This window comes from Piscibacillus salipiscarius JCM 13188 (genome assembly GCF_001311865.1).
Lineage (GTDB): Bacteria > Bacillota > Bacilli > Bacillales > Alkalibacillaceae > Piscibacillus > Piscibacillus salipiscarius.
The window spans coordinates 181,777-198,730 of the sequence record NZ_BBCD01000003.1 but is presented as its reverse complement, the minus strand read 5'-3'; the positions used below and the strand labels follow the sequence as shown (position 1 = coordinate 198,730).

Here is a 16,954-nt window from a genome sequence, read left to right as displayed (position 1 = left end):
GCTGCGTCAAAATGATTCGCTTTCCGCAGGCACGGCGCGGGCTTCCCCAAACGCACTCCCGTTCGTTTGGCGTGATTTTCAGCTCGTGCTGTTCTGCGACGATCTGGACGATCTAGTGTCGGCGTTGGCCACAGGACGTGGCCGACCTTAGCCGACCAGGAGTCTTGCATTTTGACTACGCTAACAACACTCAATATTCGTTTATAGAAAAGCTATATTACTTTTGTTCTAACCTCTTTTATATTTGTGGAAACAAAGACTTTTATGGCTACCAGATAGCACGCCAATATCAGATATTAAGCCTACCAACGAGCTTTATGGTCTTCTGCCCAGCCAAATATCTTATTAACTTCAATACTGTGGCCCAGATCGGTTTCAATGGTTCCATGATAATAACCAAACATCTGGTGGACTTCTGATTGTATAATCAAGGCATTGGTTCTCGAAACGCGTTCAAAAATCGGTTCGAACATGAGTTTTACTTGATGACTATTTGGAGTTTGAATAATCCAAGGTTTCATATAGTTCTGTTGGTCATAGATCCAATCTAATTCATCATGAACTTTATGTAATCGATGATCGATGGTTATACCATTTTCTGTTTGCCCAGTACCTTCAGTCCACTGGCCACCAAGGTTCAATCCAACTTTATGATTATCTGAGTAACCTGAAGCGGCTCCCCAATTCCAAGTTGAACGGTAAGGCCATTTGCCTCTGCCGAAATCTAGCGTTGCAAATGACTGATTAGAATTAAAAACATATTCTCCTTGTGACCAATTTACTTTACCTTGTACGGGCAGTCCCACTTGTTTTGACGTGAATTGAAACTGATTTTTGCCCCAAGGTATGACGACGTTTAACGATTCTTGCTCGGGTTCTTTTTTAATCGAAAATTGGGCCTGTAATGGCTTGCTTTCATAAAAATTCGGCCAGTATACGTTTATATTGGTATCTTGAAGACTCACGCGAATTCCTTTATGTTCAACGTAAATAGGATCATTAACATTATCTGGCATATTAACAAAACGTCCAAAAGGGATTAGGACGGATTGCTCATTAAACTTCATCGTTTTAAGGTCAAATACATAAACAAATATAACGGCTACATAGTCTAGGTGTGAAACGGTAATGGAAAATAACGCATCCGGACTTGTCATACACCAATAATTCCATTTCTTTTTACGTAAAAAGCTTCCTTGAACATTACAATAAACGATGGGATGACGAGCCCATCCAATGCTGTTAGAGTTTAACTCACCATTCCCATCACAAAGCTTTACCACTTTAGTTAACTCTCTACCTCGCATGAGCAGCATCTCCTTTATATTAAATATACGAGATAGAACGTCAAACATCCTTCAATTGAATAGAATGGTAGAATAGAGATAAGTAGACGAGGAGGGGTTTTATGGCGAAGAATCCAATATACGTTGAAATTCCTATTAAGTCAGAGATGGACAAGCTTTGGCGCGTGACGCAAACACCTGACGAGCATGAGAAATGGGATTTAAGATTTTCTTCAATAACCTATTTACCTAAACAAGATGACAAACCGCAACTCTTTACATATAAGACGAATATAGGATTTGGCCTTGCTATAAAAGGGTGGGGGAAGAGTATTGGAACACATGATGCAGATGCAAAAGATGGCTCCAAAACATCTTCACTACATTTCGGAACGAAGCAAAAGTTATCATTGATCAAGGAAGGAAGAGGCTACTGGAAGTACAATCCTCAGCCTAATGGAACAATCCAATTTTTAACTCAGTATCAGTACAGCACAAACTGGGGAAAAGTAGGTAACTTAATTGATTTATTCTTTCGCCCTATGATGGGCTGGGCAACAGCACTTAGCTTTGACGTAGCCCGGCGATGGCTTGAAACAGGAGAAACACCTTCAGTACAGTATGTTCGGTTTTTTAGTACATGGCTTATTGCTATTTTATTTTTATCGTCTGGACGTATCACGGGCTTGTCCCTAAAATCTTATTCATGCACCCAACAGAGGTCTCAATGACAACAGGTGCTTTGCCGATATCAGAATCTCAGGCGATTTGGTTAAATTATGTTGTCGGCGCTGGTGAAATAATTATCGGGTTAAGTTGGCTGTTCTATCCTAAAAAAGAACATTTATTAAAGTTGCAATTAATCGTTTTTCCTTTACTGGCTTTATCAGCTGCCATTGCAGAACCAGCTAACTTAATACATCCGTTTAATCCGCTGACGTTTAATTTCGCTTTAGTTGTCTTTTCTGCCATTGGGTTATTAGTCAGTAAAGATGTACCAACAGCAAAGAATTGCAAAAGAAAACCGGATTGAGGAGTCCATATGTCGATTTATAAGCAAGTTTTAGGAGATGAATTTAATCAGCTTCACTCTATGCTACAAAAAAGATATGCCTTGATGTCTACGAAACCTGTGACTGGTAAAGGAGTTATGCTTGACATCAAAGGAGCGCCATGGTTTTTAAAACCTATGATGAAGCTCTTAACAAAGCGCAAGCTTCTTTTCCCTGAACAAGGTAGTCAAGTTCCGTTTATGATTAACAATACACCACGCTCAAACGGTAAGCAGATTTACTGGGAGCGGGCATTTTATTTTCCTCATCAGACAAGGTATTTTAACGCGCTGATGAGCCTCGATGAAGAACGTCTTGTAATTAAGGATTATTTGGGGGAACCACCTTTGATGTATTCTGATTTAGTCTTTAGTGTTGAAGATGGAGCGTTACTCATCCGTTCATTAAAACAACGACTCGTCATAGGATCCATTGAGGTTCCATTACCGAAATGGTTTCAAGGGGTGGCAACTGTCAAAGAAGATTATCATGATGAAAAAGAGAAGTTTGGGATCTCCGTTCAGGTAAATAACCCAATCCTTGGACAACTTTTTCATTATAAAGGGGAATTTACAAGTGAAGACCTTACATAAATTAGGACTCATCAATATTGTTGTGTTGGGAGTTATCGCCCTGATCACACCACATGAGTGGTATTATTTAATCCTAACAACAGCTCAGCTAGTATTTGTGCCAATCGTTCTTGCATCAATCGGACAATCTAGCAAAATCGTTATTTGGATAGCGATGCTTGCGTATTTATCCGTTATACTCATTCAGGTCACACCTGATACTCATTGGCACGCATTTTGGCGGCAGTTTACTTATTGTATACTATTTTAATTGCTTTCAAGGGCTTCAATCGATTTTTACATAGAGGATTTACTCATATTGAAGAAATTTTAATAGATGTCGCCATGGTGTTTCTTGCGATTGGAGGTATATGGTTTTTAGCTTATGAAGCGGGAATTAATACTGGTTTTAGTCCAATCATTACTTGGTTAACAGCTATTCACTTTCACTATGCTGGATTTCTACTTCCTATTTTTACGGGGCTATTAGGCAGGTTGGGTAAGCCTAAGTTATATAAGTGGGCAGCATGGTCGGTCATAGTAGCCATTGTATTAGTCGCTCTAGGTATTACGTTTTCAACAACACTTGAGCTTTTATCTGTTTTAGTTTATATCTTTGCGATTTATAGTTTAATAGGTCTTACTTTTTTTATAAAATTTATAGGACCAGCTCAAAAGTGGCTTTTTCGGATCACGTTTATCGCAATTGGCGTGTCGATTATCTTTTCTCTTTTATATGCGTACGGGAATTGGTCAGGCAATTCAACGGTTACGATTGACTTTATGCTTAAATTTCATGGTGTGACGAATGCCGTATTATTTGCAGGTGCTGGCACAATTATGACATCAATGTTTACGCCAAAGCAAGCTGATCAAAAGTCCAGGTTTCCAGTGAGTGAACTTCGCGGGGAATTTATGATAGGAGAAGACTTTTTAAAGGGGAAAATCACAAGTGAGTCATCAGTTAATGGTCTTGTAGATCATATGGATATTTACCAACTAAACCTTGCTCCTACGATTAAAGATTTTTATGAAAATACATCAGATTACCGGCTTTGGGCTAAAGTTAAATGGCATTCTTGGTTTAAACCATTTGCAGCGATTTATAAGATGCTAAGCCGTCACACACAACAAATCAATTTACCTCTATCTAGTAAAAGGGTTGAGATGGATGGTGGTATTCATCTATTAAAACCTGAACTAGATTCAAGAAACGTGTTAGGGCTTGGGTTAGAAAGATTAAAGGGGATACAACATTCGTTGCTTTATATTCAGAGCACACAGATGGTGAAAACACCTATATGAATATTGCCTTGCCACTACCTTGGTCTACCATGATTGGTATATTGAATCTTCACCAGCATGAAGGTCGCCTCATTTTATCAAGTGAAGAAGTAGGGATTTACCTCGCTTTTCGAGAATATGTTATGAAACTACCTATAAACGAACGGTTTGAAGTATGGGAAATTAAACGAGGAAAGCTTAAAGCTGTACACCGCATGTGGTTGTTTGGATTACCATTTCTAAAATCGATTATGACATTGAAAGGAAGTAATACATGCGCAACGAAACAGAAATGATGGATTTAATTCTAGGGACAGCTCAAGAAGACGATCGAATTCGAGCGGTTTGGATGAATGGTTCACGCGTCAATCCAAATGTTAAGCGTGACATCATGCAGGACTTTGATGTCGTTTTTGCAGTAAAAGAGATCGATAGTTTTCAAGAAGATACTGACTGGATCGATCGTTTTGGTGAGAGAGTCATTATGCAAAAACCAAGCCCATCACCATGGCAAAATGAAAATCATGCCCTAACTTACTTAATGCAATTTCAAGATGGTAACAGGATTGATCTAAATCTCGTACCTACTAACAAAGTATCTGGCATTATGAAAGCGACTGAAAGTTTAACAGAAATTTTACTAGATAAGGATGGCTTGACGCCTGAACTACCACCACCATCTGATCGTGACTATCATGTTCCGAAGCCTAGTGAAAAAGAGTTTCAAGCAACTTGTAATGAATTTTGGTGGGTTACGCCTTATGTGGCCAAAGGGCTTTGGCGAGAGGAAGTACTCTATGCAAAAGGTGTTTTAGAAGGACCTCTCCGTCACGCATTAATGAACATGCTAGACTGGTCGATTGCGATTGATTACGATTTTAAGATCAGTACAGGTAAATTCAGTAAAGATCTAAAGGATTTATTAGATGAACCGACGTGGAATAGATTAATAGACACTTTTCCAAAAGCTCATTTAGAAGAGATTTGGCAAGCACTAGAAATGATGGGAGACCTGTTTCACGACACCGCTGTTTCCTGTGCAGAGCGCTTAGGTTTCATCTATAATGAAAGTGAAGAACAGCACGTGCGTGAATATATAAAACGTATTCGAAATAACGACATGTAGGAGTTGTACATATGAACTTTATTGATCTTCTTTTGATTTTTTCAGCCTTATTTATATCAGCGTTTTATCGTAGAAATGATTTTAACTAAAATGTTTAAAATCGAAATACGTAAAGAACGCTTTATTAACGATCAACATAAAAAACGGTATAGACAGTTTTTAATGATATATCTAATAATTTTAGTGATTTTATTTAGTCTTTATATCGTTGGGTTTTTAATAGTATTCATTCCGATTACTCTAATCATTTTATATCCAATTTTAAGCTCGACCATTGATTTACTTATGGAATGGAAGTACGCACGGGAATCTAAACGGTTTATCGTCTCGATCTCAAATATTACTGTTTATATTACGTTTATCGTACTTTTGTTTGCTACAGACTTTTTGGAATTTATTCATAAGGAGTGATTAGATGTCGCATATCCAAGCCGTCCATCGTTTGATTGAGGAAAAAAGTGACCTGTTCACTGACATGAGTGATCGAATTTGGGAGTTCGCGGAAACGGCTTTTTTAGAAAAGCATTCCTCAGAATACATTATCTCTAAACTCGAGGAACAAGGCTTTGAAGTTGAACGTGGTGTGTGTGGGATTGAGACTGCTTTTGTTGCCACATTTGGTAGCGCAAAACCTATTGTTGGTTTTCTAGGAGAGTATGATGCGCTTCCTAGTCTTAGCCAGGAAAAAGGAATAGCTGAATATAAACCAATTGCCTCAGGTGGAAATGGTCATGGATGTGGCCATAACTTGCTTGGAACTGGTTCGTTTGCTGCAGCGGTCGCAGTCAAAGATTATATGGAAGAAAACAATGTGATTGGTACAGTAAAATATTTCGGTTGCCCTGCTGAAGAGTTTGGGGACGGAAAAGCTTTTATGGCAAAAGCGGGCATCTTTGATGATTTAGACTTTGCATTATGTTGGCATCCAGCTCCAATTAATTCTGTTTTTAAGATGGATGTATTAGCTATAAATCAAGTTTATTTTAGATTTAAAGGCCGATCGGCTCATGCTGCAGCGAGCCCGCATTTAGGAAGAAGTGCGCTTGATGCCGTTGAGCTTATGAATATCGGGGTGAATTATCTTAGAGAGCATATTATTCCTGAAGCTCGCGTTCACTATGCTGTAACAAACACAGGTGGTGATGCGCCGAACGTCGTTCAATCTAACGCTGAGGTTCTTTATTTAATTAGAGCACCAAGAGTTTCTCAAGTTCAGAGTATTTACGAACGCGTATGTAAAATCGCTGAAGGTGCAGCATTAATGACTGAAACGGAACTAGAGATTGTTTTTGATAGTGGCTCTTCAGACATGATAGAGAATCATACATTAGATGCAGTGTTAGATGAAAACCTGCGCAAACTAGATCCACCGAAGTTTTCTAAAGATGAGACAGCTTTTGCGGTAGCAATCCGTCAAAACGTTATCCGAAGAAGAGAAGAACACCTTATGGGCGAAAGGGATTGAAGGATTAGCATTAACAGATGAGGTTATCGGTCTAGAAGATCAAGATTCTTCAACAGGATCGACAGATGTATCGGACGTCAGCTGGATTGCCCCAACCACTCAAGTTTTAACGACATGCTTTGCTAATGGAACGGCACTTCATTCTTGGCAAGCCGTATCTCAAGTGGGCACTTCAATTGGTCATAAAGGGATGTTGTATGCAGGTAAATTATGGCAGCCACAGCACTAGATGTTATGAAGGATCCAGAGCTTTTAAAAAAGGCAAAAGAAGAACACGGCAAAATCGCGGGAAAAGAAAAATATGTGAGTCCAATACCTGATGGAGTACAACCAGGATTGACAGAATAAACTAGGGTGAAAAGAACCAATTCAATGGGATTGGTTCTTTTTTTATTAGCTAGACTTGTATTTTCCTTTATATCAGTTTAGTCGGCCCAGTGTTTTCTCACGGATGCGGACAGTTTTCTCTCGAATGCGAACACTTCAGCTTCGAATGCGGACAGTTCGTCGGCTGACGCGAACAAATCCCCCTCGGATGCGAACACTTTGGCTTCAAATATGAACAGTAAGGCTTCGAATACGAACAAATTGCACTCGGATATGAACAGTTCACCAGCTGAGGCATTATTTTATACAATATATCTTCCCTTATCTACATAATATATATTGGAAATAGTTTAAGATTGCTTTATATGGAAAAGCGTTGTAAGATTAACTCGCCAGAACAAACTCTTAGTAGTTTAACCTGAACCTGATAGATAGAGAGAAAAGGGAGGGTTTTACGATGAGAATGAATCAAACGATCGCTTATGGCATGGTGGTACTAGGTGCGTCATTTTGGGGATTAACTGGATTGTTCGTGCAAAATCTATATGCCTTTGGTTTTTCTCCTTGGCAAGTCGTCACCCTACGCTTAACTATGTCGAGTCTCATCTTATTGATCTTGTTGTGGACCATGGCAAGAAGTTATTTAAAGATTAGACTAATAGACTTACCTTATTTTATAGGTTTGGGTCTCTTTAGTATCAGCTTCTTCAATTGGTTCTATTTTCAAGTCATGGAATTATCATCACTTTCAGTTGCAGTCGTCTTTGTCTACACCTCTCCAGTCTTCGCAGCTATCATCGCAAAAATTCTTTTCAAAGAATCTTTAACTCTAGCTAAAATTTCAGCGATTATACTAACTATCATAGGAAGTGCATTTGCAATCAAATTCATACCGCTTGGTGAATTTTCCTTAACATTAAAAACAGTTATGTTCGGGTTGTTAGCTGGCTTTTTCTGTTCAACTTATAGTTTGTTAGGGAAAAATGTAAGCAGGTGGTATCATCCGTTTACGATTACGTTTTATGCGATGCTATGTGGGAGCGTATTTTTACTGCCAACTAGTCAAATTTGGCAGCACAAGCATCAATTCTTAAATGGAGACGTTTGGTTGAATTTATTTGGTATTGTGATTATTTCAACAGTACTTGCTTATTTGATTTACACAATTGGTTTATCCTATATTGAATCAAGTAAAGCAACGATCCTGTCTTCTATTGAAATTGTAGTTGCGGTATTAGTTGGAGTGGTCGTATTCGAGGAGGCTCTAACTGGATGGCAAACATTAGGCTTTGGACTAGTGTTTGTATCATTGTTTTTAACCGTTTTCTCATTTAAAAAAAGAGAACATTTAAAGAGGTGAGATGACCTCGAGCTACCGATTTATTTCGGTAGCTTTTATGTTAACTACTTAACAATCATAACTGGACATTTTGCGCGCTTTGCCACTTTGTGACTGACACTACCCAAAACCATTTCTTGTAGCACGTTTTAAGCCACGGCTTCCGATAATAACTAAATCAAAATTATGTTCGTTAGCAAACTTTACAATCGTAGGTCCAGGTTCCCCTTTTGTTATTTCAACTTCATAGTCAACGTGCGCTTGCTCTAAAATATCCTCGATCGGTTTTAAACGGCTTTGTCTTTTTGCTTCAACAGTTTGTTGATCACCGACCTCTAACACATCATGTTTAGAAGTATCACTATCAATCACGTAAATAACGGTGATTTGAGCTTTTTCTTGTAAACTAGCTAATTCAACTGCATGTTTTGCCGTTCGGATCGAGTGTTCTGAACCATCAGCGGCTAATAGTATTTGCTTGTACACTTTCATGTCCCCTTTTTATTTATTGTCTTTATTTTATCATTCTAAAGATATATAGGTATACGTTTATATTAATATCTTAAATTGGGTAGTAAATAGTAGAATATTAAAGTAAATAGGAGTATTTCAATAAAGCATACGCTTACATGCGATTATGATTACAATCAATCACGTGGTATAATCACTTTCGTTCTTGTCGTAAGCACTGTTATGGACAGTGCACAAGTTTTAGAATAATAGAAAAGAGGTGCACGATTGAACATCCAAACAATCAAAAATAATTGGTTTGGAAACGTGAAGAATGATGTATTAGCAGGGATGGTTGTTGCCATGGCATTAATCCCTGAAGCCATTGCATTCTCAATTATTGCGGGTGTTGACCCGATGGTTGGGCTTTACGCTTCCTTTTGTATAGCTGTGGTCATTGCATTTTTAGGCGGACGTCCCGGTATGATCTCCGCTGCCACAGGCGCCATGGCGTTATTAATGGTGACGTTAGTCGCTGAATACGGTTTGCAGTATTTATTAGCGGCCACGATTTTAACGGGTATCTTGCAAATCATATTAGGTTATTTAAAAGTCGGCCAAATTATGAAGTTTATTCCCCGTTCGGTTATGTTAGGCTTTGTGAACGCGCTTGCGATTTTAATTTTCACATCACAGCTGACGCACTTTTCAGGCGAAAGTTGGCCGATGTATTTATTAGTGATTGGGTCACTGGCGATTATTTATCTATTCCCGCGCATCACTCGCGCCGTACCAGCGCCTTTAGTCGCTATTGTTGTCATGACCATCATTGTGATGACAACAGGTCTTAATGTTAAAACAGTAGGAGATATGGGAGAGCTTACGAGCACGTTACCAATCTTCTTAATTCCTGATATTCCGTTAACATTTGAAACCTTACAAATCATCTTCCCGGTATCTTTAGCGTTAGCTTTTGTAGGACTACTTGAATCATTACTCACAAGTCAAATCGTTGATGATATGACGGATACACCTAGTGATAAAAATAAGGAAGCGCGCGGACAAGGGATGGCTAATGTTGTCTCAGGATTTTTCGGTGGAATGGCTGGTTGTGCCATGATTGGTCAGTCTGTCATTAACGTTAAATCAGGTGGACGAGGAAGGTTATCAGCACTTACAGCTGGTGTGTTCCTAATGTTACTGATCATTGTTTTTCAAGACTTGCTTGTACAGATTCCAATGGCTGTACTGGTTGGTGTGATGATCATGGTTTCAATTGGAACATTTGACTGGGCTTCACTTAAGAATATCCATGTCATGCCAAAAACAGACGCAGCGGTCATGATCGTCACTGTCGTTACAGTGGTTAAAACCCATGATTTATCTAAAGGTGTCTTAGCAGGTGTTATATTAAGTGCTATATTCTTTGTTGCCAAAATTTCTTCTATAAAAGTAGAGAAATTTATTAATGAAGAAACGGAAACATTAGTCTACCGAATTAAAGGTCAAGTGTTCTTTGCCTCTGTAGAAAATCTTTTAAAGCAAGTTGATTACAAAGCAGATGTTAAGAACGTTCAAATTGATTTTACTCAGGCTCATATTTGGGACGATTCTGCTGTTGCCACTATAGATAAAATAGTGTTGAAGCATCGAGAACATGGTAAACAAGTAGATATTACTGGTCTTAACGAGGATAGTTCAAAGCTTGTTGAGCGATTAGCTGTTCATAATAAACCTAATGCGAGTCTATCGAATCATTAATAGATTAACCTAGAAAGTCCAAATAAGGACTTTCTTTTTATTATAAGTAAATCTATTACTAATATTTCCATGTTACAATATCTCTTAGAATACAAATTTTAGTGATACAAAAGTAGGGATTTGATGCGAGGAATTTGGTGGTTATTAATCTTATTGTTAGGATTTATGGGCTGTGCTGAAGATGAAGGGGCTATTACGTTTCAAGACGATACGAAAGTCACGTCATGGTTAGACGATTTAACCTTAAGGTTATACATAGAAAACCATACAAACGAACCGATTATGGCTGAATTTGAAGTTGATATACATAATGAGTGGCTTGCAAATCAAATAGATGGTGAACCAACTATTTATGGGGGCTACCCTGGTAGTGATGAAGTAGCAAAGGAGTTTGTTGAAATAGATCATCAGGCTGAAAGCTTTTATTCAGTTTCATATCAACTAAAAAGTACTAATTGATAAACAACAATTTATTACAGCCATTGATCAAGGTGCTGTTGAAGTAAAACTACATTCTGAATCAGGTAAATTGCTAGCTAATGATACTATAGATAATCTATATATTTATGACCTGGATCGAATCAGAAATGGGAATCAGCTGTTTATTTTTATCTTCATAGTCACTGTCATTGGGATTGTGCTGATTGATAAATTCGTGAGGTATTGGACGGGGATACCTAAAGTTGAACGAGAAGAATTACCCAAGCCTTATAAAATTATGACGAATGTCTTAAGTGTGGGCGTAACTATTTTTACGACTTTTTTTATGCAGAGCATTTCTTTAGGAGATTTTTGGAAAGTTTTAGCTTTATTCGTTTTATTCTATTTCCTAGCACAAATCATTCTACAATTCATCTATTTAAGAAGTGCGAAAGAGTATCGGGTTTCCTTAATTAACCTTGTAATCATTCTATTAACGATTACCGTTTTATCTTATCAATTCCCTTACCCGCTTCATTAAAAGCTACTCACTCGTCGATATGTTAGAATAGTTAGTAAATATGAAGATGGGGATGTTATTTTGGATATTGCAATTAGGCAAGAGCACCCGAATGACTATATGGAAACTGAAAATGTCGTAAAAGATGCATTTCTTGATGCAGAAAATAGTGATCATGATGAACATGAACTCGTTAATCGTTTGCGTAAATCGAATGCTTTTGTACCAGAACTATCTCTGGTAGCAATCGATCAGAAGCTTAATAAAATAGTAGGTCATATCCTTTTTACAAAAGTCAAAATAAAAGGGAAACAGGAACATGATTCGCTAGCTTTGGCACCAGTGTCCGTATTACCTGATTATCAGAAAAACGGAATAGGCAATCAATTGTGTCTTGAAGGACTAAGGTTGTCCAAAGCCCACGGTTATAAATCGGTCATTGTTCTAGGGCACCCAGAGTATTACCCTAAATTTGGCTTTGAAAAAGCATCTGACTATGAGATATATCCACCGTTTGATGTGCCTGACGAGGCGTTCATGGTATTAGAGTTAGAAGAAGGAGCATTAACGAATGTATCAGGTGTTGTGGAGTATTCAAATGCTTTTAATGGTTAATTGAATTCAACTTGTTAAAATAGAAGAAAAGTGATGAAGGAGTTAGTGCCATGAAATTTGATGGGAAGAAAATGGTGTTTCTCATTATAATCATTATCGCTATTATGGCGGTTGTAACGTATGCGATATTTACATTTATGGATCGTAATCAATATATTGAAGATATGAGTTTAAGTTTACTCAAAGGAGTGATATGAAATGGATATTAAACGTGATGATCAAGGCTTTTATGTAGGAACTGCAGACAGTAAAGATGCTATGATAACGTTTGAAGACAAAGGTAATCAGACAATTGATATTGACCATACTGAGGTATCGGAAAAATTAAGAGGGACAGGCATGGCAGGGAAACTTGTTAAAGCAGTCGTGGAATATGCACGTGAAAAACGACCTTAAGGTCACTGCTTCATGTCCCTATGCGAAGAAAAAACTTAGCAGTAAAGAAGAGTATCAAGACGTTTATGTAGGTGAATAAAATATAGGAGGTCTTCTTCATGGCATATGAACTGAAGACGAAACAAATGATAATAGTGTTATTGAGTTTATTGAAAGCGTAGATCAACCTAAAAAAAAACGCGAAGATGCATACAAGTTATTGGACTTGTTTAGTGAGACAACTGGATATGAAGCTAAAATGTGGGGAAGCAGCATTATTGGATTTGGAAAGTATCAGTATAAATACAAATCAGGCCACGAAGGCGAATGGATGCTAGTAGGATTTTCCCCTCGCAAACAAAATTTCAGTCTATATTTAATGTCAGGAATAGAAAAAATGGAAGACCTCTTAGAGAAATTTGGAAAGTATAAAACGGGAAAAGCTTGTATTTACATCAATAAATTAGATGATGTTGATGAAGCTGTTCTACGTGACATGATTCAACGATCGATTAACGAGCTAACGAAATAGGGGGCGGTTTGGATGGAACATGAGAAGTATTTAAGCCAGGCAATTGAGTTAGCACAAATAATGTTAAAAATGGTGGGAGACCATTTGGAGCTGTCTTAGTAAAAGATGGCGAGGTCATCTCTACAGGTGTAAATGAGACGAATGAAACATGTGACATTACAGCCCATGCAGAATTGCTAGTCATTAGACGAGCTAATGAGAAACTTAAATCACCATTTTTAGAAGGAACCGTTATGTACGCAAGTGGACAACCTTGCCCAATGTGTATGGCGGCTATGCATTCAGCGAAAATAGACAAGATTTATTTTGCCTATTCATATGAACAAGGGCAGCCGTATGGATTATCGTCCACTGACATACTTGAAGAGCTTAAGAAACCCATTGAAGATCAGTCAATCGAGATTAAACATATAACGCCAGATGGAATTGACCAACATCCGTACGAAATGTGGTCTAATCAAAATTGATAGATTGGCTTAATTAAAATAGCCCGTATTATGATTTCAAAAGAATCATAATACGGGTGTTTTAAATTCCTTATAATGATGCTTGCCAACCACCATCAACATAGATGGTATGTCCATTGACATAATTTGATGCGTCCGAAGCTAAATAAATGGCTGTTCCAATTAACTCTTCTGGAACTCCCCAGCGTTGTAATGGGACTTCGCTTTTCACCCACTGATTAAAGTCTGGATCTTGTACAAGTTTTTCAGTCATATCCGTTTGGAAATATCCTGGACCAATGGCATTTGTTTGAATGTTATACGGTCCCCATTCTGTCGCCATTGATTTTGTTAACATTTTAAGTCCGCCTTTCGCGGCAGAATAGTTTGCAATATTTGGCCTTGCTTTCTCTGCATTTAGAGAAGTTATATTAATAATTTTACCGTGGTTACGTTCCTTCATATAAGGAAAGACGGCTTGCGAAAGATTAAATGCTGATGTTAGATTCACATCTAAAACTGTTTGCCAATCATCCAAGCTTAGCTCCTCAAGTGGATTGCGTCTATGTATTCCAGCGTTATTAATTAGAACGCTAATAGGTCCAACCTCACTTTCGATTTTATTAACATTATTTATGACATCTTCTTTTGCCGTAACATCGAAAGCATACCCCTTAGCTTGATTTCCCTGTTCTTTAAGTTCATGAACAACTGAATCAACATCACTTTGTTTCCGTCCATTAATAATAACTATAGCGCCGTTGTCAGCGAAGCCTTGAGCGACACTTAAACCTAATCCTCTAGTTGAACCGGAAATTAAAACTACTTTGTCTTTAACATTAAATAAGTCCATTTAATCACTTCCTATCTCTGTAGTCTTCATAAACTTATCAAAGATTTAGAAAAATTAAAAGCTACTATTTTGGAATAGAATGTGTAATTATAAACAGGCTATTTGATAATGAGTTAATTCAAGCGTATAATTATCTTGAATTCAAGATAAATTGAAAGGAGTCATCCTTATGACAGATAAACATACAGCTGGCGTGCATCATATTACCGCGATTGCTGGTCCATCCCAAGAGAATATTGACTTTTATGTAGGGGTCCTTGGCTTAAGATTAGTGAAGAAAACGGTAAACTTTGATGATCCTGGCACATACCATTTTACTTTGGTGATGAACGAGGGAACCCTGGTACGATTTTGACATTTTTCCCTTGGAAGAACATCCCACAAGGGCGAGTTGGTTCTGGTCAAGTTGGATATACCACATTCGCTATTCCAAAAGGGGCTATGCCATTTTGGGAAAAGCGCTTTAACCAGTTTCATATAGAAACTGAGAAAGAAACACGGTTCAATGAAGAATATTTAAAATTTGAAGATCCACATGGTCTTAAATTAGAGCTAGTTGAAAGAGAAGAAGGCCCGTTAAATACATTTGAATTTAATGGTGTAACGAAAGATGTTGCCATAAAAGGTTTTGGAGGGGCTGTTCTATACTCAGGTTCACCTCGTAAAACAGCTGATCTTTTAGAGTCAGGTTTAGGTTTTGAAAAGATAGCTGAGGAGGATATGTACTTAAGGTACCGTTCAAAAAGTGATATTGGTAATAAAATCGACGTTCCTGTTAAAGCTTTTCCGAGAGGTGAGATGGGAGCTGGCACTGTTCACCATATCGCTTTTCGTGCTGATGACTACGATGATCAGCAAGACTGGCGGACTTATATTTCAGATAAAGGGCTTCAGCCGACTGATATTTTAGACCGTCAGTATTTTACATCGATTTACTTCCGTGAATGGGGCGGTATTTTGTTTGAAATAGCTACAGATGTCCCAGGGTTTGATACTGATGAATCACTTGAACACCTTGGAGAGGAATTAAAACTCCCTAATTGGTTAGAACAGCATCGTAATCAAATTGAGCAAATAGTTGATCCTATTGAAGTAAGGGAAGTAAAACCTAAATAGCATTGTAGGCCTCACTATCCAAGTTAGTGGGGTTTTTCTTATTAATTTTTAAAAAACGTTAATAGATTATTTAAAAAAGTAGTTTAAATCCTAAAACTTGTGCAAAACAATAGTATACAAAAAATAGAAGAAGGTGTATGCAGATGAGCAGTTCCTACAGAAGAGTGAAATTAATTACAGCTCCAGGGTTTGCGAATGAGGTTATATGTGAATTAGAGGACGAACTGCCTTCTTTATTAAAGCAATATGTTAATGATCAGTGGGAGTGGGAAGTTGAACAGGAAGAAGATGCATTGACAGGTTCGACTGGTGATACTCGAGAAATTTTGGAGACAATCCTAAGTAATATTAAAGAAAGCGATGTTGACTACCTAATTTGTCTCACCGATTTACCTTTATTTCATGATGGTAGAGTGGTTGTTTCGGAAGCATATGAAGAAGAAAATGTGGCGATTATTAGTATTCCTGGACTTGGGTCTACTCCTATGAGGAAAAGAATTAAATCCTCCATTATTCAATTAGTGAATGAAATGTATTATGAAAGCTCTGAGGAAGGTTATGAGAGGCTTAGAGATAAAATAAAAGAAGCTGGTAAAGATGGTTTAAGAGTCATTGATGGCCGGATCTTAGTAGGCCGGAAAGGTTTTGAGAAGTTTTCGCCTATAAAAAGGGAAGTTCCTAAAGATGGTGAACATAACATTGATGTTCGTTTCACAGTCCCTTCTAAAATTTGGGGTGGCGTTAGAATATTAACAGGTATGGTTCGAGCGAATCAACCATGGAGAATGTTCCCTGCATTTGTAAAAGTTTTAGTTGTGGCTTTCGCAACAGGTGCATATGCACTCGTTTTCCCGACTTTATGGACTTTAACAAGTGATTATGAAATTTGGCGGTTAGCGATGTTAAGTGTTGTTTCGATTTTTGCCATGGTTACTTGGATTATGTTAGCGCATAATCTTTGGGAATCACCTAGACATGACACACATAACCGAAAAAGATGGCTTTACAATATAGCAACAGCATTCACCTTATTAATTTCTGTTACATTATTTTATATAAACTTATATTTGATGTTTTTAATCTCAGTGTTCATATTTATACCATTACCATCATTAGAATCTCAGGTAGGATCTAGCTCATCTTATGTTGACTACTTTTTCATAGCTTGGCTTATCTCTAGTTTTGCTACTATTATCGGAGCACTTGGAACTGCTTTAGAAAGTGAAGAAACAATCTTATCAGCAACTTATGGTTATAGACAGAAGCAACGTTACGAACAATTAAAGAAAAGAAAAGAGGAAGAAAAACAAGAAGAGAAATCATGAAACTCGGTGTAATCCGGGTTTTTTATTTGAAACTTATAATGTTTTGGTTATGTCTTTTCCTAGAAATAGCTTGCAAGCTATCAGAATGTT

The 16,954-nt window shown here is 37.7% G+C and carries 19 protein-coding genes and 4 pseudogenes; 20 read left to right on the top strand and 3 right to left on the bottom strand.

Going from position 1 to position 16,954, the window contains the following annotated elements; all coding sequences use genetic code 11:
- Positions 1-302: 302 nt before the first annotated feature.
- Entirely contained in the window at positions 303-1,307 is a 1,005-nt protein-coding gene (locus JCM13188_RS03865) for a DUF2804 domain-containing protein (protein WP_054752265.1), read from the bottom strand.
- Positions 1,308-1,408: 101 nt separating this feature from the next.
- Here JCM13188_RS03865 and JCM13188_RS03860 point away from each other — a divergent pair, with 101 nt between their 5' ends.
- From JCM13188_RS03860 to JCM13188_RS03825, 10 genes and pseudogenes are all read left to right on the top strand, one after another.
- Positions 1,409-2,017 carry a hypothetical protein gene (locus JCM13188_RS03860; protein ID WP_279401340.1) on the top strand — a complete coding sequence of 203 codons (609 nt, stop codon included), beginning with the start codon at positions 1,409-1,411 and terminating at the stop codon, positions 2,015-2,017.
- Positions 1,927-2,319 carry a DoxX-like family protein gene (locus tag JCM13188_RS17835; RefSeq protein ID WP_369404800.1) on the top strand — a complete coding sequence of 131 codons (393 nt, stop codon included), beginning with the start codon at positions 1,927-1,929 and terminating at the stop codon, positions 2,317-2,319. Before JCM13188_RS03860 ends, JCM13188_RS17835 begins: the two co-directional genes overlap by 91 nt.
- 9 nt (positions 2,320-2,328) lie before the next feature.
- A complete protein-coding gene (locus tag JCM13188_RS03855) occupies positions 2,329-2,931 on the top strand; it encodes a DUF4166 domain-containing protein (protein WP_054752264.1) in 603 nt (200 codons plus the stop codon).
- A complete protein-coding gene (locus tag JCM13188_RS03850; protein ID WP_054752262.1) occupies positions 2,915-3,181 on the top strand; it encodes a hypothetical protein in 267 nt (88 codons plus the stop codon). Before JCM13188_RS03855 ends, JCM13188_RS03850 begins: the two co-directional genes overlap by 17 nt.
- Positions 3,166-4,215 (top strand): YndJ family protein, encoded by a 1,050-nt coding sequence (locus JCM13188_RS03845; RefSeq protein WP_054752260.1) that lies wholly within the window; start codon positions 3,166-3,168, stop codon positions 4,213-4,215. Before JCM13188_RS03850 ends, JCM13188_RS03845 begins: the two co-directional genes overlap by 16 nt.
- A complete protein-coding gene (locus JCM13188_RS03840; protein ID WP_054752258.1) occupies positions 4,212-4,490 on the top strand; it encodes a hypothetical protein in 279 nt (92 codons plus the stop codon). Before JCM13188_RS03845 ends, JCM13188_RS03840 begins: the two co-directional genes overlap by 4 nt.
- The gene (locus tag JCM13188_RS03835; RefSeq protein ID WP_054752256.1) at positions 4,469-5,320 is read left to right on the top strand and encodes an aminoglycoside 6-adenylyltransferase; all 852 of its coding nucleotides are present in this window, start codon (positions 4,469-4,471) and stop codon (positions 5,318-5,320) included. The genes JCM13188_RS03840 and JCM13188_RS03835 overlap by 22 nt, the downstream gene beginning before the upstream one ends.
- A 75-nt stretch (positions 5,321-5,395) precedes the next feature.
- Positions 5,396-5,731 (top strand): DUF4181 domain-containing protein, encoded by a 336-nt coding sequence (locus JCM13188_RS17830; protein WP_279401338.1) that lies wholly within the window; start codon positions 5,396-5,398, stop codon positions 5,729-5,731.
- A 4-nt stretch (positions 5,732-5,735) separates the two neighbouring features.
- A pseudogene (locus tag JCM13188_RS03830) lies at positions 5,736-7,133 on the top strand (M20 family metallopeptidase).
- A 436-nt stretch (positions 7,134-7,569) separates the two neighbouring features.
- Positions 7,570-8,472 (top strand): DMT family transporter, encoded by a 903-nt coding sequence (locus JCM13188_RS03825; protein WP_054752254.1) that lies wholly within the window; start codon positions 7,570-7,572, stop codon positions 8,470-8,472.
- Positions 8,473-8,516: 44 nt separating this feature from the next.
- Here the strand turns inward: JCM13188_RS03825 and JCM13188_RS03820 are convergent.
- Positions 8,517-8,937: pseudogene (locus JCM13188_RS03820) on the bottom strand (universal stress protein).
- A gap of 252 nt (positions 8,938-9,189) precedes the next feature.
- On the opposite strand from JCM13188_RS03820, the gene JCM13188_RS03815 reads away from it, so the two are divergent.
- From JCM13188_RS03815 to JCM13188_RS03785, 8 genes and pseudogenes are all read left to right on the top strand, one after another.
- A complete protein-coding gene (locus JCM13188_RS03815; RefSeq protein WP_054752252.1) occupies positions 9,190-10,662 on the top strand; it encodes a SulP family inorganic anion transporter in 1,473 nt (490 codons plus the stop codon).
- Between the two features lie 123 nt (positions 10,663-10,785).
- Positions 10,786-11,121 (top strand): hypothetical protein, encoded by a 336-nt coding sequence (locus JCM13188_RS03810; protein WP_054752250.1) that lies wholly within the window; start codon positions 10,786-10,788, stop codon positions 11,119-11,121.
- Positions 11,122-11,191: 70 nt separating this feature from the next.
- A complete protein-coding gene (locus JCM13188_RS03805; RefSeq protein WP_054752249.1) occupies positions 11,192-11,623 on the top strand; it encodes a hypothetical protein in 432 nt (143 codons plus the stop codon).
- 60 nt (positions 11,624-11,683) lie between these two features.
- Positions 11,684-12,217: a GNAT family N-acetyltransferase gene (locus tag JCM13188_RS03800; protein ID WP_279401337.1), complete on the top strand. Its 534-nt coding sequence runs from the start codon at positions 11,684-11,686 to the stop codon at positions 12,215-12,217.
- Between the two features lie 50 nt (positions 12,218-12,267).
- Positions 12,268-12,414 (top strand): hypothetical protein, encoded by a 147-nt coding sequence (locus JCM13188_RS17825; protein ID WP_279401336.1) that lies wholly within the window; start codon positions 12,268-12,270, stop codon positions 12,412-12,414.
- 1 nt (position 12,415) lies between these two features.
- Positions 12,416-12,613: a GNAT family N-acetyltransferase gene (locus tag JCM13188_RS03795; RefSeq protein ID WP_439646603.1), complete on the top strand. Its 198-nt coding sequence runs from the start codon at positions 12,416-12,418 to the stop codon at positions 12,611-12,613.
- Positions 12,614-12,711: 98 nt separating this feature from the next.
- Positions 12,712-13,124, top strand: a pseudogene (locus JCM13188_RS03790) (DUF1801 domain-containing protein).
- A 116-nt stretch (positions 13,125-13,240) separates the two neighbouring features.
- Entirely contained in the window at positions 13,241-13,591 is a 351-nt protein-coding gene (locus tag JCM13188_RS03785; RefSeq protein WP_279401357.1) for a nucleoside deaminase, read from the top strand.
- 70 nt (positions 13,592-13,661) lie between these two features.
- Here JCM13188_RS03785 and JCM13188_RS03780 read toward each other — a convergent pair whose 3' ends face one another.
- Complete coding sequence (locus tag JCM13188_RS03780) at positions 13,662-14,423, bottom strand: SDR family oxidoreductase (RefSeq protein WP_054752247.1); 762 nt, start codon at positions 14,421-14,423, stop codon at positions 13,662-13,664.
- Positions 14,424-14,592: 169 nt separating this feature from the next.
- Between JCM13188_RS03780 and JCM13188_RS03775 the strand changes: the two are divergent.
- Both JCM13188_RS03775 and JCM13188_RS03770 read left to right on the top strand, forming a co-directional pair.
- A pseudogene (locus JCM13188_RS03775) lies at positions 14,593-15,539 on the top strand (ring-cleaving dioxygenase).
- A 143-nt stretch (positions 15,540-15,682) separates the two neighbouring features.
- The gene (locus JCM13188_RS03770; protein WP_054752245.1) at positions 15,683-16,864 is read left to right on the top strand and encodes a hypothetical protein; all 1,182 of its coding nucleotides are present in this window, start codon (positions 15,683-15,685) and stop codon (positions 16,862-16,864) included.
- The last annotated feature ends 90 nt before the right edge of the window (positions 16,865-16,954 follow it).